The organism is Candidatus Jidaibacter acanthamoeba (assembly GCF_000815465.1).
Lineage (GTDB): Bacteria > Pseudomonadota > Alphaproteobacteria > Rickettsiales > Midichloriaceae > Jidaibacter > Jidaibacter acanthamoebae.
In genome coordinates this window covers 1-17,265 of the sequence record NZ_JSWE01000124.1, presented here as the reverse complement: position 1 = coordinate 17,265, position 17,265 = coordinate 1, and the positions used below count along the sequence as shown (strand labels likewise).

General features: G+C 35.6%; 14 protein-coding genes and 1 tRNA gene. All 15 read left to right on the top strand.

The genetic code is table 11. The features are described 5' to 3' along the window. The first annotated feature begins 4 nt into the window (after positions 1–4). Positions 5–280: a hypothetical protein gene (locus tag NF27_RS05640; RefSeq protein WP_039456875.1), complete on the top strand. Its 276-nt coding sequence runs from the start codon at positions 5–7 to the stop codon at positions 278–280. 112 nt (positions 281–392) lie between these two features. Beyond that, positions 393–1,607 (top strand): cation:dicarboxylate symporter family transporter, encoded by a 1,215-nt coding sequence (locus tag NF27_RS05635; RefSeq protein WP_039456872.1) that lies wholly within the window; start codon positions 393–395, stop codon positions 1,605–1,607. A gap of 153 nt (positions 1,608–1,760) precedes the next feature. After that, complete coding sequence (locus NF27_RS05630) at positions 1,761–2,291, top strand: Hsp20/alpha crystallin family protein (protein WP_161791816.1); 531 nt, start codon at positions 1,761–1,763, stop codon at positions 2,289–2,291. Positions 2,292–2,685: 394 nt separating this feature from the next. Beyond that, positions 2,686–3,957, top strand: coding sequence for an APC family permease (locus tag NF27_RS05625; protein WP_039456869.1), 1,272 nt, complete (start codon positions 2,686–2,688; stop codon positions 3,955–3,957). Positions 3,958–4,098: 141 nt separating this feature from the next. Beyond that, the gene (locus NF27_RS05620) at positions 4,099–6,939 is read left to right on the top strand and encodes a 2-oxoglutarate dehydrogenase E1 component (RefSeq protein WP_039456866.1); all 2,841 of its coding nucleotides are present in this window, start codon (positions 4,099–4,101) and stop codon (positions 6,937–6,939) included. A gap of 29 nt (positions 6,940–6,968) precedes the next feature. Then, positions 6,969–8,150 carry a 2-oxoglutarate dehydrogenase complex dihydrolipoyllysine-residue succinyltransferase gene (gene odhB, locus NF27_RS05615; protein WP_039456862.1) on the top strand — a complete coding sequence of 394 codons (1,182 nt, stop codon included), beginning with the start codon at positions 6,969–6,971 and terminating at the stop codon, positions 8,148–8,150. Positions 8,151–8,179: 29 nt separating this feature from the next. Further along, the gene (locus NF27_RS05610) at positions 8,180–8,629 is read left to right on the top strand and encodes a hypothetical protein (RefSeq protein WP_152606852.1); all 450 of its coding nucleotides are present in this window, start codon (positions 8,180–8,182) and stop codon (positions 8,627–8,629) included. Beyond that, positions 8,626–10,029: a dihydrolipoyl dehydrogenase gene (lpdA, locus tag NF27_RS05605; RefSeq protein WP_039456856.1), complete on the top strand. Its 1,404-nt coding sequence runs from the start codon at positions 8,626–8,628 to the stop codon at positions 10,027–10,029. Before NF27_RS05610 ends, lpdA begins: the two co-directional genes overlap by 4 nt. Positions 10,030–10,164: 135 nt before the next feature. Then, complete coding sequence (locus NF27_RS12465; protein WP_068982012.1) at positions 10,165–11,136, top strand: hypothetical protein; 972 nt, start codon at positions 10,165–10,167, stop codon at positions 11,134–11,136. A gap of 262 nt (positions 11,137–11,398) precedes the next feature. After that, positions 11,399–11,485: transfer RNA gene (locus NF27_RS05595), tRNA-Leu, on the top strand. A gap of 33 nt (positions 11,486–11,518) precedes the next feature. Then, on the top strand, positions 11,519–12,406 hold the full coding sequence (galU, locus tag NF27_RS05590) for a UTP--glucose-1-phosphate uridylyltransferase GalU (RefSeq protein ID WP_039456853.1): 888 nt from the start codon (positions 11,519–11,521) through the stop codon (positions 12,404–12,406). Positions 12,407–12,423: 17 nt separating this feature from the next. Next, complete coding sequence (locus tag NF27_RS05585; RefSeq protein ID WP_204367868.1) at positions 12,424–14,568, top strand: ATP-dependent helicase; 2,145 nt, start codon at positions 12,424–12,426, stop codon at positions 14,566–14,568. A gap of 73 nt (positions 14,569–14,641) precedes the next feature. Further along, positions 14,642–15,340, top strand: coding sequence for an isoprenyl transferase (locus NF27_RS05580; RefSeq protein WP_039456846.1), 699 nt, complete (start codon positions 14,642–14,644; stop codon positions 15,338–15,340). Next, positions 15,303–16,013 carry a phosphatidate cytidylyltransferase gene (locus tag NF27_RS05575; protein WP_053332618.1) on the top strand — a complete coding sequence of 237 codons (711 nt, stop codon included), beginning with the start codon at positions 15,303–15,305 and terminating at the stop codon, positions 16,011–16,013. Before NF27_RS05580 ends, NF27_RS05575 begins: the two co-directional genes overlap by 38 nt. Beyond that, on the top strand, positions 16,013–17,158 hold the full coding sequence (gene dxr / locus NF27_RS05570) for a 1-deoxy-D-xylulose-5-phosphate reductoisomerase (protein ID WP_053332617.1): 1,146 nt from the start codon (positions 16,013–16,015) through the stop codon (positions 17,156–17,158). Before NF27_RS05575 ends, dxr begins: the two co-directional genes overlap by 1 nt. Positions 17,159–17,265: the final 107 nt, after the last annotated feature.

Sequence of the window (17,265 nt, the reverse complement as noted above, 5' to 3'; positions counted from 1 at the left end):
AAATATGCCTGATTTCAAAGAATATTCACAACAGACAATGCATAAGGCCTTAAATATGGGGGCTGACCTTATTAGCCAACATTTTCAAAATGAACTTGAAGAAAATAATAAGCTTGATAAGGCAAGCACCATAGAAGATCAGCTGATTACTAAACCTGAAAGAGAAGAAGATTCAAAAGAAGAACATCATGCTGATCCAAGGGGAAGAAAGGTTATCGGCAAGTTTACTGCAAAAGTACTAGGCGCTCATGAACCCGAACAAGGCAGGAATAATCCTTAAAAATTGTTTTCGATTAATACCGTAAAAATATAATAATTTAATATTTAATATTGATTTAGATATTATACTTCTTATATATTTAATTCTTATAGTTGTTGGTTTGAGTTGATTAATGTTAGGAAAAGCAAGCAGTATTAAAAATATAAAGCTACCTTTAATATTATTATTTGTTTTATTAATACCTTTATTTTTCGGTGGTATTGTTCCGCTTGAAATTAAAAGTTTTTTTTATGCTATTAGTTTAACTATGAAATGTACTTTAATATTGATCACTCCTTTAATTATTTTCAGTTTTTTATTTTCTTCACTCATTTCTTTAAAAACTAATATTATAAAATTTGTTGTAATACTAATTTCCGCTGTGTTTATCTCCAATTTTATAGCTATTTGTACCGGATTTGCCATCAGCTTCACTGCTTTACCTAAATTACATCTGCCGATACAAAATTCCTTTAATGACCCGGCTCAACTTAAGCCTTTATGGGAGTTTTGCATACCGAAATTGATTCCCACTGAATTTGCTTTAATCGGCGGTTTTTTATTTGGTATTTTCTTTTCATTAAAAAAAAGCTCTATTGCAGAAAAAATAGCTGAAAAGCTTAATGAAATCTCTACGGGATTTTTAAAACGGATTTTTGTTCCTCTGCTTCCGCTTTTCATTTTAGGTTTTGTATTCAAACTTGAAGCAGATCAAGTTTTATTAAAATCTTTAAAAGTATATAGTCCTGTATTTTTTGTAATAGTCGGGACACAAATTTGTTATATAATATTATTATATATGATAGCTTCAAATTTTTCTCTAAAGCGTTTTTTTACCTATATAAGAAATGTTTTTCCTGCAACAATTACCGGGTTTAGTACAATTTCCAGTATGGCCACAATGCCGATGCTTATTATTGCAACTGAAAAGAATTTAAATAATCCTACAATTGTTAAAACCATAATTCCTGCAACGATTAATATTCATACTATCGGAAGTGCCTTAGGACTAATTATTCTTTCTTATGCAACTCTTTTAACTTTTGACTATCAACTCCCTACTTCCTCAGCATTGTTGAAGTTTGCCTTTTATTATGCACTTGCAAAATTTGCTGTGGTTGCAGTTCCCGGTGGGGTACTAATAATCATGTGCCCTCTGCTTGAAAAATATTTAGGTTTTACTGGAGAAATGACAGGGTTAATTACAGCAGTTTATATGCTTCTTGACCCGTTCGGCACTGCTGTAAATGTAACAGGTAACGGTGCTTTTGCTATAATCTTCTCCAAAATATATAAACCCTCCTCTAAGAAAAAACAATTTACCCTGTTTGAATCTCAGAAAATTTAATTAAAACTTAAGCTTATATATAATAGAATAAATTTGTTTATATTAGTCTTACAATTATTAATATTTTTTGCTTTATCCTGCCTTGAAATTTTTTTGATACTAGCTAACTATTAATTATCACCCTTATTTGAATATAAATTTATGGAGGATAATATGGCTAAAAGCTTAATACCTTGGGATTGGCTTAAGGATAATGGCAAAAGAAATCAAGTGAGCATAAGGAGAGAAGACCCTTCTTTTTCTAAACTTTACTCGGATATGGAAAGAATGATGAATGATATGTTTAATGATTATTTGCCTACTTTTCCCAGAGAAAGAGGAAAAGGAGCGGATATTGATTTTTTAACTCCAAAAATAAATATTTCAGAAACCGAAAATGAATATAAAATATCAGCTGAAATACCGGGAGTTGAGGAAAAAGATATAGACCTAAGCATAAATAAAGGAATGCTACTGATTAAAGCTGAGAAAAAAGAAGAAAAAGAAGAAAAAGAAGAGAAGGATGAGCAGTATCACCGCTATGAAAGATATTACGGTACCTTCCAAAGAACCATATCTTTGCCCGAAGATATAGATGAAAACAGCATAAAGGCGAAATTTAAAGGAGGTGTATTAAACATAACTATTAAGAAAAATAAAGAAGCTCAACCTGCTACTAAAAAAATAGAAGTTAAAGGTGAATAAAGTTACTTATGGGTAGCTTTATAATTAGGCAAATAAAGCTACCCATAAGCTTCTCCTAGGCTACATTCCTGCCTTTATGATTTTGACTCTGTTTCTTCTCCCCTGTGATCTTCTTCGTAAGCATCAGTAGACTTAATGATAAAATTAAGTAATCACCACTTTGTACTTAGTACATAACCTCATTTAAACCAAAATAAAAGATTGAGTGTTTCTAAGCCCTGCTATATAATAACCAAAAATTATGCAAAATTTATATATGAATATACTTAGTATAATCATTTCTCATAGCTGTAAATTTCTTATTCGAAAACGCTGAGTTGCAGCGTGTTATTATTCTTTCTCATTATTATCAGCCTATTTCATTATATATTAAATTTGTTTACCGGGATTATTCATGTCTAGTTCTGTCGCCCGCAAAATCGGGTTCTGGTCACTTGTTTCAATTGTAATCAGCAGTCAAGTCGGCTCAGGTATTTTTATGCTACCTGCAAGCCTAGCGCATTTCGGTGGTATTGCTGCCTTTAGTTGGGTTTTTACCGGTTGTGGCGCTATTTTACTCGCTCTTGCATTTGCAGAACTCTCCAAACGATTTCCGAAAAACGGCGGCCCTCATGTTTTTGTTCAAGAAGCATTTGGTAAAAATGCAGCTTTCTTTGTTGCTTGGGGATATTGGGTTATTTCATGGTCTAGTACTACTGCAGTCATTATTGCATCAATTGGGTATTTTGGCTCATTGTTCGGAGGGTTTGACATTAAAACCGGTCTTATTTTAGAGCTACTACTTCTTTGGTTTTTCACTTGGATTAATTTAAAAGGCGTAAAGGCTTCCGGATACATAGAAATAGTATTTACAGTATTAAAAGTAGTACCTTTAATAGTGCTGCCCATTGCTTGTATCCCACACTTTCAAATTGAGAATTTTATACCTCTTAATACATCCGGTACATCAAATTTAAGTGCATTAAATGCCGCCGCTCTTATAACTTTCTGGGGGTTCATCGGAGTTGAGTGCGCAACCACCCCGGCCGACTCAGTAGATAACCCGAAAAGAACTATTCCTCGCGCTATTATTTTTGGAACTATTACAGTTGCTATAATCAATCTACTATGCAGTCTGGCTATAATGGGTGTGGTTCCGATGGAGCAATTGAAAATCTCTAAAGCTCCTTTTACTGATGCTGCTAAGTTTGCATTTGGAGGTAATCTGCACTATTTTATTTCTCTAGCAGCTGCAGTTGTTTGCTTTGGCACGCTTAATGCATGGATTCTAGTCAGTGGTCAGATAGCCTTAGGGGCAGCACAAGATGGCCTCTTCCCGAAAGTTTTTGCTAAACAAAATAGCAATGGATCTCCATATTTTAGTATTTTAGCTGCTTCGCTTGGCATGGTGCCGTTAATACTATTTACCTTAAACGATAATTTAGTTGATCAGTTTACTAAGATAATTGATAACTCAGTCACTGTGTTTTTAATTATCTATGCAATATGCATTTTAAGTTTACTAAAAATATTAGCTAGAGATAAGGCTAGCTTAATATCATATATAATAGCTATTGCTGCTCTATTGTTCTGCGGTTGGGCATTATTTGCCTGTAGTGCTGAAATGATAATCATATCAATTTCAGTCTTTTTAAGCGGGCTTCCTATATACCTTTTAAAGAAATAATTTTGTAGTTTTTAATGCGGCTCACTACCATATTAGATTATTACACGAAAATTTTTTTATCATATATAAGCTAAAAAGGCTTTACATATTAGATGTAATCATTAAAAAATACATTCATATTAAATAAAATATTTTTACCATATGTCTGAGTTAAAATTAACCACCCCTCTTTATGGGGCGAATGCACCTTTTATTGAAGAACTTTATAACCAATATATAGAAGATCCCTTATCCGTTGATGGAAGTTGGCAGGAATATTTTAAAAATTTAAGTGATTCTCCCGAATTAATAAAAAAAGCCTTTGCAGCTGCTCCTTGGCAGCCGAGAAAAAATACTATAATCGGATATCAAGACAAAAAAGAACAACCTGCTAAAAAAGAAGCAGCTACCTCAGGTATCCAAGATATTCAAAAATCTATTGCTGCTGTAAAACTTGTTGAAGCTTATAGAAGTTTAGGACATTTATATGTAAATTACGATCCGCTCTCGATTAAAGAGCCGGAGTATAATGCCGAGCTTGACTACAAAACTTACGGACTTACCGAAGAAGATTTAGATAAGGAAATATATATAGGAAATATACTTGGAGCTGAAAAAGCTACCTTAAGGGATATTATGTCATTCCTTTCCTCTAAATATTGCTCACGCCTCGGTATAGAATATATGTATATAGAGAACTTAGAAGAAAAAAATTGGATACAAAATAAAATTGAAAGCGCCGGAAATGATTATAGCCTCAGCAATGAAGAAAAAAAGAAGGCGTTATTTGATTTAACTGAAGCTGAAGTATTTGAAAATTATCTTCATACTAAGTTTCCTGGAGCAAAAAGATTCTCTATTGAAGGTGGTGAAGGAGCAATTGCTTCAATGGAATTTGCAATAAAATATTCCGTAAACTTCGGAGTTAGAGAAGTTATAATCGGAATGGCGCACAGAGGAAGGCTTAATACACTAACTAAGGTAATGGGTAAACCTTATCATGCTATGCTTTCAGAGTTTAAAGGTGAGCTTGCTTTTCCGGCTGATATGGATATTCCGGGGGATGTGAAATATCACTTAGGAACTTCCAGCGACGTTGAAATCGACGGGCAAAAAGTACACTTATCTTTAACTCCGAATCCTTCGCACTTGGAAGTAGTAAATTCTATAGTGCTAGGAAAAGTAAGAGCTAAGCAAGATAGAAGAAACGATATCGAAAGAAAAGAGGTATTAGGGCTTTTAATTCACGGAGATGCAGCCTTTGCAGGCCAAGGCTCGGTTCCTGAAACATTATATTTAAGCCAATTAAAAGGTTACCATACAGGCGGAACCATACATATTATTATCAACAACCAAATCGGGTTTACTACAAACCCGAGTGATGCCAGATCTTCGAGATATTGCTCCGATGTAGCAAAAAGTATAGCCTGCCCGATTTTCCACGTAAATGGAGATGACGCGGAAGGTATAATATTTGCAACAAAGATTGCGGCTGAATATAGAGCTAAGTTTAAAAAAGATATAGTTATTGATATTGTTTGCTATAGAAAATACGGTCATAATGAGGGTGATGAGCCTTTCTTTACACAACCTATTATGTATAAAAATATAGCAAATCATAAAACCCCAGATGCAATCTATGCTGAAAAATTAGGCGCTCAAGGCTTAGTTAGCAGTGAAGAATATAAAACTTATAAGAAAAACTTTAAGTCTTTCCTTGATGAAGAATATGAAAAATCACAAAGTTATCACCCGACTATGGCGGATTGGTTGCAGGGTAACTGGGGAGGCTTTAAGCCGGCTGATAAAAACCGAGCACCGGAAGTTACGGGAGTAGAAATTTCTACACTGCAAAAATTAGGAACAGCCTTATGTAGCTATCCGACTAACTTTAATATCAACCCTAAAATTGAGCGACAGTTACAAGCCAAAAAACAAAGTATAGAAACCAGTAAAGGTATAGATTGGGCAACCGCTGAAGCCTTAGCTTTTGCAAGCTTAATTAATGACGGATACAATGTAAGAATGACCGGACAGGATGTTAAGCGGGGAACATTCTCACACAGGCATGCTGTTTTATTTGATCAGGAAAATGAATCTCAATATACACCATTAAATAACTTAAGCTCTGATCAAAAAACCTCTCTAGAAATTCATAATAGTAATTTATCAGAATTTGCAGTTATGGGCTTTGAGTATGGTTATAGCTTTACCGAACCTAATACCTTAACAATTTGGGAAGGACAGTTCGGTGACTTTGCAAACGGTGCGCAAGTTATCATTGATCAATATATTTCTTCAGGTGAAGCTAAATGGCTTAGAATGAACGGTTTAGTGCTGTTATTACCACACGGATACGAGGGGCAAGGCCCTGAGCATAGCTCGGCAAGGATAGAAAGATTCCTGCAACTTTGTGCTAAAGATAATATGCAGGTTGTTAACTGCTCAACCCCGGCTTCATACTTCCATGTTCTAAGAAGACAGCTATGTAGGAACTTTAGAAAGCCGCTGGTTGTTATGTCACCGAAATCATTACTTAGACATAAATATGCAGTTTCCGGCCTTATAGAAATGGATAAGGAAACTACATTCAAACCTGTGATTGATGAAGTAAATCAAATTACTTCTCCAAGCGATATTAGAAAAGTAATCATCTGCAGCGGAAAAGTTTATTATGACTTAACCGAAAAAAGAGAAGAGCTGGGGGCAAATGATATTGCAATTATCAGGCTTGAGCAATACTATCCTTTCCCAAGTAAAGAGCTTGCGGGGGTGATTAAAAAGTACAATAATGCTCAGATTTTCTGGTGCCAGGAAGAACATGAAAACATGGGAGCTTTTTACTTTGTTGAGCCTAGAATCGAGCAGGTGTTGAAAGATATCGGCCATTCATGTAAACGTGCCCGGTATATAGGTAGAGCCCGTTCAGCTTCACCGGCGGTCGGGTACTTGAAATTACACATAATTGAGCTGAAAAAGCTTTTAGAAGAAGTATTCGGTTAACCTTATTAAATTTAAATTTTGGAGTTAAGATGTCTGTAAATATTGTAGTCCCGCCGCTTGGTGAATCAGTGACTGAAGCAACCATTGCTAAATGGCATAAAAAAGAAGGTGAATTCATCAATGTTGATGAGTTACTGGTTGAGATTGAAACCGATAAGGTTACTCTTGAAGTTAATGCCCCTGCTTCCGGCACAATCGGAGAAATAAAAAGTAAAGAAGGTGACTTAGTTAAGGTAGGTCAATTACTCGGTACTATGTCCGAAGGTAATAGTAAGGCAGCTGCTCAACCTACTCAAGCCGAGGCACCGAAAAGTGCTCCTCAATCCATTGCTCTAAGCCCTGCTTATTCTAGTGATAAAATCTTATCTCCTGCGGCAAATAAACTTGCAGCAGAAAAAGGAGTAGACGTAAATCAGATCACCGGTAGCGGCAAAGACGGTAGAATAACTAAAGAAGATGTGTTATTCCCTCAACAAGCTGAGGCAATAACTTCAGGAAGCGGAGATAACTCGAACAGAGAAGTTAGAGTTAAAATGACCAGACTTCGTAAAACCATTGCCCAAAGATTAAAAGAATCGCAAAACACTGCTGCTATTCTCACAACTTTTAACGAAGTTGATATGAGCGAAGCATTTAGGATTCGTAAACTTTACCAAGAAAAATTCCAGGAAAAACATGGTATTAAACTTGGGTTTATGTCTTTTTTCGTTAAAGCTTGTGTTGCTGTGTTAAAAGAAATACCCGCAGTAAACGGGTCAATTGAAGGTGATGATATTATATATAAAAACTACTATGATATCGGTGTAGCAGTCGGAACTGAACAGGGATTAGTTGTTCCGGTATTAAGGGATGCTGACAAGCTATCATTTGCAGGCGTTGAGAAAGGCATTGCATCTTTAGGCAAAAAAGCAAGAGACGGTAAGCTTTCCATGCAGGATATGATGGGTGGAACATTCAGTATTACCAACGGTGGAACTTATGGCTCGCTCCTTTCTACTCCGATCATAAATCCTCCTCAATCTGGTATTTTAGGTATGCATAATATTGTACAAAGACCGGTTGCAGTGAACGGTAATGTGGAAATAAGACCGATGATGTACGTTGCTCTTTCTTATGATCATAGGATTATTGATGGTAAAGAAGCAGTAACATTTTTAGTTAAAATTAAAGAACTGGTTGAAAACCCTGAGAAGTTACTATTTGATATATAAAATATTGAATCAGTGCGGAAATTATGCAAATGCAGGAAAATCAAAATCACTATGGCAATATAAAGCCTAGTAACTTAAAAGCTACTTCAAGGCAAAAAGCTATAATGATCGGTGTGTTATTCGGGTTATCTATTCCGTCAATAACTCTTGAAGTTGCAGAGTTTCCGCATACTACGGATTATCTGATAAGGCTGGGTTTAGGTGCTGTTGTTATCGCTCCTCTAGTTGCATTTATTACTTTTATTTCAATTAGAAACATGTATAAATGCCCTAAATGCAAATCACATTGGTCTTATTTTCAAGTAAATGAGACTATAATTGAGAGCTTTGCTGTCGCTCAACCGTTAAAAAAGACTAATAATGCCGCTGAAAGCGTTAGAAGTGAGCGTTACCTGGTTGAAGCCGAATGCGGCAACTGTCATTATAAAAGTTTCAAGCATAAAAAAAGAAAAGTTATAAAAAAAGGTGAAGAGTTATGAAAGAATTTGATGTTGTTGTTATCGGTGGTGGCCCGGGCGGGTATGTTGCTGCGATTAAAGCTGCGCAACTCGGAAAATCCGTTGCTTGTATTGAAAAAAGAGGTTCTTTAGGCGGCACTTGTTTAAATGTCGGATGCATACCTTCTAAAGCGTTGCTGCATTCATCACATAAATATCATGAATTCAAGCATGGAGCTGAAGAGCACGGCATTAACGTCAAAGATGTTAGCCTTTCATTAGATAAAATGATGGAAAGAAAACGTAATGTAGTTTCCGGCCTAACTAAAGGTATTGAAGGATTATTTGCAAAAAATAAAATAACTTACTTAAAAGGTTATGGTAAATTACTTGGCGGCAATGAGGTTGAAATAGCCTTAAATGACGGCGGAATTGAAAAAATTAAAGCCGGTAATATTATTTTAGCGACCGGCTCAGATGTTGTGCAACTCCCGGGGATTGAAATAGATGAAAAGAAAATAGTATCTTCAACCGGTGTTCTTGAACTTACTGAAGTTCCTAAGAAACTGGTTGTAATCGGAGCGGGCTATATTGGGCTTGAAATGGGCTCGGTTTGGTCAAGACTCGGTGCTGAAGTAACCGTAGTTGAATTTGCTCCCAGAGTCTTACCGGGAATGGATGGCGATGTTTCTAAGGAATTCCAAAAGATTCTTGATAAACAAGGTATCAAATTTAAACTTTCCACCAAAGTTCTTTCCGCTAAAAATGATGGCAACTCCGTTAAATTAGAGCTTGAATCGGTTACTGATGGAAAGAAAGAAAACCTTGAAGCTGATATAGTGTTAGTATCAGTTGGGCGCAAGCCTTTCACTGCTAATTTAGGCTTAGAGAATATCGGCATTAAGCTTGATGAAAGAGGAAGAATTCCTATTAACGACCATTTTGAAACAAGTATAAAAAATATTTATGCAATCGGGGATGCAGTAAGAGGAGCAATGCTCGCTCACAAAGCTGAAGAAGAAGGTGTTGCAGTTGCTGAAATTATTGCCGGGCAACACGGGCATGTAAATTATGATGCAATTCCTGGTGTAGTATACACTTATCCTGAAGTTGCTTCGGTAGGTAAAACCGAAGATCAAATTAAAAGTGAAGGAATTGAATATAAAGTTGGCAAATTCCCCTTCCTTGCTAATAGCCGTGCAAGAGCTAACGGTGAGACCGACGGTTTTGTAAAACTGATTGCTGATAAAAAAACCGATAGGATTTTAGGCGCTCATATTATCGGAGTTAGTGCCGGCGAATTGATTCAGGAGTTGGTAGTCGGAATGGAATATAAAGCTGCTTCCGAAGATATAGCAAGAACCAGCCATGGCCACCCGGGCTTAAGCGAAGCGGTTAAAGAAGCTGCACTCGCTACCTACTTTAAACCGATACATATGTAAGTTTATCAAATTAAGAGAGCTTATATAAATATGCTCTCTTAATTAAGAAAATATAATCTTTTAGGGTCATTAACTATTCATTAACTATCTTTAATGTAATCTTAATATAATAAGTAATATTATGATAAGATTGATATGACAGGATTAGAGCCCTTAATTATAGCTATATTAACCACTGTTATCGGTGGATTGGCCGTAGCTGCGGTAAAAATGATTGCTAATAAAGTAACGGGTAGTAAAAAAGATATAGCTTCAGATGCTATAAAAAATGATCAGAAACCTGAAGAAGGAATAAAACAAAATACTCCTCAAGTAGCTAAGGAAAATAGTATTCAAGTAACAAATCCTAATCTTTCGGAAAATAAAAAGAAGCCGGAACTTAATAAAGCTAATAAGGCTAACTCATTAGAAACACAGCAAGCTGCTCAAAAAAACAATGATCAAAGTATTACTCAAAAATTCATTAAAAATATATCTGATTTGATATTAGGTAAATCTGGTCAAGCTGCTACAGATATTGCTACAAACAAGTTAGGAGATAAAACAACTGGTAGAGAAGCAATAAAGCAAGTAATTAACATTAGTCAAAATATTGCTAAATATTTATTTAATAATGTAAGTAAAGAAATTGATAAAAATCTAAATCAAAACCTAGATAGGACACAAAACCTAGATAGGACACAAAACCTAGATAGGACACAAAACCTAGATAGGACACAAAACCAAAGTCAAAATCAAAGCCAGAACCAAAGTCAAAACCAAAGTCAAAATCAAAGTCAAAATCAAAGTCAAAACCAAAGTCAAAATCAAAGCCAGAACCAAAGTCAAAACCAAAGTCAAAACCAAAGTCAAAACCAAAGTCAGAACCAAAGTCAGAACCAAAGTCAGAACCAAAGTCAAAACCAAAGCCAAAACCAAAGTCAAGGTCAAAGTCAAGGTCAAGGTCAAGGTCAACAGCAGGGTGCCACTAACCAAAACGATATAAGAAAACTAGGGGAACAACTAAGCCAATCCGGCGTATCACAACCAAATCAGGGTAATTCTCAAACCCTATCAACTCCAAATATATCCAATGCCATTAGCCAGACCGCCCAAAGGACTAGGTAAGTAAAGATAAGGTCATTTTATAAATTATAATTTTGCCCTATAAGTCCTGAAGTTCCCCTGTGGGGTAAACATGCGATGCCTATGTATATTTATTATGACGAAGGTTTTCAAACTCTTTAGAAGATAAATACCCTAAAGAAGAATGATGGTGTATGGTACTACCAAAAGCTACACCCGTAAAATTTGTATAAAGTAATTTTACTTACTAAGTTTTGCTATTTGACAACAATCTAATTTCACCATAGATTCCTAAATTAAAAAAGCCCGGATGGCGGAATCGGTAGACGCGCTAGTTTCAGGTACTAGTAGCTTTATAGCTGTGGAAGTTCAAGTCTTCTTTCGGGCACCATTTTTTTATTTTGCGCAAGAGGTATAAATTAAAGTGAAAAAAGTCAGAAAAGCAGTATTTCCGGTCGGAGGACTTGGTACAAGGTTTTTGCCCGCAACAAAATCTTTACCCAAAGAAATGCTACCCGTTGCCAGCAAACCTTTAATTCAACATGCATTCGAAGAAGCGGTTAATGCGGGAATTGAAGAATTTATCTTTATCACGGGACGTAATAAGAGCGCAATCAATAATCATTTTGATAATGTTTTTGAACTTGAACAAGCATTATCAGAAAAAGAGAAGGCAGAAGCACTATGTTTAACCAGAGATTGGTTGCCAGCACCCGGAAATATTATTTTTATTAGACAGCAGCAGCCGTTAGGATTAGGCCATGCCGTTTGGTGCGCACGCAACTTAATTCAGGATGAACCGTTTGCTGTTCTACTTGCCGATGAATTATTTATCACCCCTAACTCGAAAGGTTTGTTAGCTGAGATGGTTGAGCAATATAACCAAACTCAATCCAATCTTGTTGCCGTATCTGAAATCCCGCTCAATGAAACACATAAATACGGAATTATAAAAACAAGAAATAATTCTTCCGAGAGAGTATTAAAAATTGAGGATATGGTAGAAAAACCTAAACCTGAAAATGCCCCCTCGAATATTTCAATAATCGGCAGATATATATTGGATTCAACTATCTTTGATTATCTGGAAAAAACCCCAAAAGGCAGTGGTGGTGAAATACAACTTACCGATGCAATGAAATTAATGCTTCATAATCAAGAGTTTTGGGGGTATAAACTACAAGGTAAGAGGTTAGATTGCGGAGTACCGATGGGTTTCTTTGAAGCAAATATAGAATTAGCTTTAAATAATCCGGAATCCAAACAGCAAGCAACCGAAATAATCAAAAAAATTGCAAGCCAAATAAAATGATATCCCAGGAAACTAAAATGCAACATCTCGATAATCTTAATAAAGATCAATTCGAGGCAGTAACCACTATAGAAGGGCCCCTTTTAGTTCTTGCCGGAGCCGGAACGGGTAAAACTAAGGTGCTTACCACTCGTATTTCTCATATTTTAAACCTTAGAAATGCTTTCCCAAGTCAAATCTTAGCCGTAACTTTTACTAATAAGGCTGCAAAAGAGATGAAGCACCGAGTTGAGACCTTAAATGGTATTGCAGTTGAAGGTTTATGGCTCGGCACTTTTCATGCAATTGCCGCAAAAGTTTTAAGAAGGCATGCTAAGGAAGTCGGTTTAAATCAAGACTTTACTATTATCGATACTGATGACCAGCTGCGTCTTATAAAACAGATTTTTAACGATTTTAACATTGATACTGAAAAGCATTCCCCGAAATTATTTTTATACCAAATTGGCAGGCTTAAAGATAAAGCAATTACTCATAACAAAGTCCCTTATAATGATTCATATTTTTTCGGCAGCAAAAGTTTAAGCGAACTATATGCGGAATATCAAAATCGTCTTAAAAACTTAAATGCGGTGGATTTCGGTGACCTTCTGCTATATAATATAGAACTTTTTAATAATAATCTTGACGTCTTATCGGAATATCAAAGGAAGTTTAAATATATATTAGTTGATGAGTATCAGGATACTAACGTCTCACAATATTTATGGCTTAGGTTACTTGCTCAGCAACACAATAATATTTGCTGCGTCGGAGATGATGATCAATCAATTTACGGTTGGCGGGGAGCAGAAATCACTAATATACTTAAATTCGATAAGGACTTTCTCGGTGCTAAAGTTATAAGGCTGCAACAAAATTATAGATCGACCAATCATATACTCGGTGCAGCAACCAAGTTGATTTCCTTTAACCAGGAAAGGCATGGAAAGATCCTATGGACCGATCAGCAACACGGTGAAAAAATTAGGTTGAATTCATTCTATGACGATAAGGAAGAAGCCAGATATATAGCAGATGAAATCGATTCATTAAAAAGATTCCATTCCTTACCCTATTCCGATATAGCGATTTTACTTAGAGCCGGTTACCAAACCAGAAGCTTTGAGGAAAGTCTAAATTACCAAAGAATACCTTATAGAATTATAGGCGGAATGAAATTCTACGAACGTGCTGAAATCAAGGATACGATTGCTTATATCAGAGCATTAGTAAACCCTAATGATAGCCTTGCTTTCGAGAGAATTATCAATACGCCTAAGCGCGGAATCGGTGCGGCATCACTGCAAAACATACATATTTCGGCAAGAGAAAAAAACATATCTCTCTTTGCTGCAGTAAAAATGCTTTTAAATGCCGGACAATTAAAAGGTAAGGCCGGGCAATCCTTAGCCGAACTTATGCAACAATTTGGTCGATGGACGGAAACATTAAAAACTTTATCTCATACCGAAACAGTTGATTTAATGCTCAATGAGTCTGGCTATATAGATATGTGGAAAACGGAAGCAACCGAAGAAGCGAGAGAAAGACTGGATAACGTTAGGGAGTTAATTCGAAGTTTAGAAGAATACGGCTCTTTAAGCGAGTTTCTGGAGCATGTCAGTTTAGTAAGTGATTTAGATAGTATTGTTAATGAAAACGTTGTCAATATCATGACTATGCACGGAGCTAAAGGATTGGAATTTAAGGCGGTTTTCCTACCTGGCTGGGAAGAAGGGATTTTTCCGAGCAGCAGATCAATTGAAGAGAGCGGCCAGCTTGGTTTAGAAGAAGAAAGAAGACTTGCATATGTCGGGATTACCAGATCTAAAGAAAAGCTCTACATTTCCTTTGCCAACAACCGTAGAATTTACGGTAATTATCAATATAACCAACCTTCAAGGTTTATTGATGAATTACCCAAAGAGCATTTTGAAATAATCAATAGCTTCGGAAGTTTAAAACCGCAATTTAAGAAAGAAGAAGCCTTTGATTGTTCCCTTCCCTCTTTCTTATCTTCAAGCGCTTCTAATGCTGATAGGCTTAGACGTGGGCAAAGAGTTTTTCATAAAAAATTCGGCTATGGAATTATTCTTTCTATTGCCGATGATAACGCTCAAGTAGCATTTGAAAAAACAAGCACTAAAAAAGTGCTTTTAGATTATTTAGAAGTATCTTAAGAGTTCTAAAAAACTTGAGAATTTATTATAAATAATTTATAACTTCCAGCTACTTCTAAGATAAGGAAATTAAATGCATTTAACACCACCTAAGCATATAGCAATTATTATGGATGGTAACGGCAAATGGGCAAAAGCTAAATTACTGCCTAAAAATTTAGGGCATAAGAAAGGCGCGGAAGCAGCTGAAAAAATAATTAAAGCTTGCCGAAAAATGGGAGTGGAATATCTTACATTATATGCATTTTCTTCTGAAAATTGGCAAAGGCCTGAGGAAGAAGTTAAATATTTGATGAATTTACTGAAAGATTATTTAATTAATAATATTTCAAAGTTTATCAAGGAAGGAATTAAAGTGAAATTTATCGGTGAGCGTACCAATCTTTCAACGAAAATCCAAGAGTTAATCGATAAGGCTGAGAAGGAATCAATGAACAACACTTTCACCTTAATCATTGCTTTAAGTTACGGAGGCAGGGATGAAATTAGGCAGGCTGCACTAAACTTTGCTCACTATATACAACAAGAAAACAAGAATATAAAAGAAATAGCAAAAGAAGAATTTGATCAGTTTCTTTATACGAATAATATACCCGACCCCGATCTTTTAATTAGAACGGGAGGAGAATATAGAATCAGCAACTTTTTACTATGGCAGCTATCTTATTCGGAACTTTATTTTACTGATAAATTATGGCCGGATTTTGGTGAAAAAGAACTGAGTGAAGCGATTAATGATTATAATAAGAGAACCAGAAGATATGGAAGATAATAATATAAAAGAACGCTATATAAAGCAAAATTTATTACCCAGAACCATATCTGCGGTAATACTTGCTCCGGTTATACTTTATCTAGTATATAAAGGGGGTTACTTATTTAATTCTCTAATTACCTTGCTTGCACTTTTGATGAGTATGGAATGGGTGCATATCGTAAATTCAAATCCGCTTAGACAATATAAAAAGTTATGGTACCTACTTGGTATTTTTTATATAGCCCTTCCCTGCCTTTCTCTAATTTATTTAAGGCAACTTGACAACGGTTTAAATATTATATTATGGCTGTTGCTTACTGTTTGGGCATCGGACATAGGAGCATATGTGTTCGGTATAGCATTCGGGGGAGCAAAATTAATGCCCCTAGTCAGCCCTTCTAAAACCTGGTCAGGCGCTTTAGGAGCAATTATTTTTTCATGCATAATCGGTGGAGCATATATTAAATTTTCAGGATTAAATATACCATCTTGGCTTCCAATGTGTTTTTTTCTTTCTATAGTAGCCCAAATAGGTGATTTAGCTGAATCCGGTTTTAAAAGAATTTTTAAAGTTAAGGATAGCGGCGCACTTATACCCGGGCATGGCGGGGTTTTAGACAGAATAGATAGCGTAGTAACCGCTTCGGTTTTTATTGCAGGATATTATTTAATTAACGGCAACCTATAATGGATATAAGAACAGTACAAATTCAAGGCTCAACCGGCTCTATCGGCACCCAAACTTTAAAAATCATAAGAGAGCATCCTGACAAGTTTAAGGTAAAAACTTTATCTGCAAGATCTAATTGGAAACTGCTTGCCGAGCAGGCAGTGGAATTTGATGTAGAGGATATAATTATTGAAAATGAAAGTTTTTATAATGAATTAAAATCAAGCTTATCGGGCAAAAAGATTAATATCCATGCAGGAAGTGATGCTCTCATTGAGATTGCCGGAAAACCATACGATGTTACTATTGCCGGGATAATGGGGGTTAATGCACTAGAACCTACTGTTGCTGCAATTAAAAGTTCTAAAGTGATCGGCTTAGCAAATAAAGAAAGTATAATTTGCGCTTCAGAAATAATGCTTTCCTCAGCTTATAAATATAAAACCCGGATAATACCGGTTGATTCCGAGCATAGCGCAATTTTCCAATCACTTGATTTATCCCAGAAAGATAAAGTAGCTAGCATAACTTTAACTGCTTCAGGCGGCCCCTTTAGAAATAAAACCTTAAAAGAAATGGAGAATGTTACCCCTGAAGAGGCAGTAAATCATCCGAATTGGAAGATGGGCGGCAAAATTTCAGTAGATTCCGCAACTCTTATGAATAAGGGCTTAGAACTTATTGAAGCTTGTAAGCTTTTCAATCTTCTTCCGTCTAAGGTAGAGGTAATAATCCATCCTGAATCGATAATTCACGGGTTGGTAAATTACGATGACGGCTCAACTATAGCCCAACTTAGTCACCCCAATATGTGCGTTCCCATTTCTTATGCATTATTTTACCCCGATCGTTTAAATATTAAACATAAAGCTTTAAACTTAAGTGAGCTAAGTAAACTACATTTTGAAGCACCGGATTATATTAGGTTTCCTTTGCTTAAACTTGCAATCGATACCGCAAGCAAAAGCCAATCCGAAATTATTGCCTTAAATGTTGCTAATGAAGTAGCGGTTAAGGCTTTTCTGCAAGGCAAGATAAAATTTTTAGATATTTATCATATAGTTAATAACACCTTAGAAAAGTTTAACCCTATTAAATTAAATACACTTCAAGATACCTTGCAGCTTATTGAAGAGATTTATCTTAGTTTATCCCATTTATAAAAAATTTAAACTTGGCAAAATCCTTCATAACAATATAAGGTAAGGCAAGCAACTTAATAATTAGCTATATGAAAAAGTACAAGTCTGTAGATTTCAAATGACGTCAC

Bases quoted from the DNA above. Each gene is read 5' to 3' on its own strand.
- NF27_RS05580 (WP_039456846.1), top strand. From the start codon at position 14,642: ATGCATTTAACACCACCTAAGCATATAGCAATTATTATGGATGGTAAC.
- NF27_RS12465 (WP_068982012.1), top strand. From the start codon at position 10,165: ATGACAGGATTAGAGCCCTTAATTATAGCTATATTAACCACTGTTATC.
- NF27_RS05630 (WP_161791816.1), top strand. From the start codon at position 1,761: ATGGCTAAAAGCTTAATACCTTGGGATTGGCTTAAGGATAATGGCAAA.
- NF27_RS05585 (WP_204367868.1), top strand. From the start codon at position 12,424: ATGCAACATCTCGATAATCTTAATAAAGATCAATTCGAGGCAGTAACC.
- NF27_RS05620 (WP_039456866.1), top strand. From the start codon at position 4,099: ATGTCTGAGTTAAAATTAACCACCCCTCTTTATGGGGCGAATGCACCT.
- NF27_RS05575 (WP_053332618.1), top strand. From the start codon at position 15,303: ATGATTATAATAAGAGAACCAGAAGATATGGAAGATAATAATATAAAA.
- odhB (WP_039456862.1), top strand. From the start codon at position 6,969: ATGTCTGTAAATATTGTAGTCCCGCCGCTTGGTGAATCAGTGACTGAA.
- NF27_RS05610 (WP_152606852.1), top strand. From the start codon at position 8,180: ATGCAGGAAAATCAAAATCACTATGGCAATATAAAGCCTAGTAACTTA.
- NF27_RS05625 (WP_039456869.1), top strand. From the start codon at position 2,686: ATGTCTAGTTCTGTCGCCCGCAAAATCGGGTTCTGGTCACTTGTTTCA.
- NF27_RS05635 (WP_039456872.1), top strand. From the start codon at position 393: ATGTTAGGAAAAGCAAGCAGTATTAAAAATATAAAGCTACCTTTAATA.
- dxr (WP_053332617.1), top strand. From the start codon at position 16,013: ATGGATATAAGAACAGTACAAATTCAAGGCTCAACCGGCTCTATCGGC.
- NF27_RS05640 (WP_039456875.1), top strand. From the start codon at position 5: ATGCCTGATTTCAAAGAATATTCACAACAGACAATGCATAAGGCCTTA.
- lpdA (WP_039456856.1), top strand. From the start codon at position 8,626: ATGAAAGAATTTGATGTTGTTGTTATCGGTGGTGGCCCGGGCGGGTAT.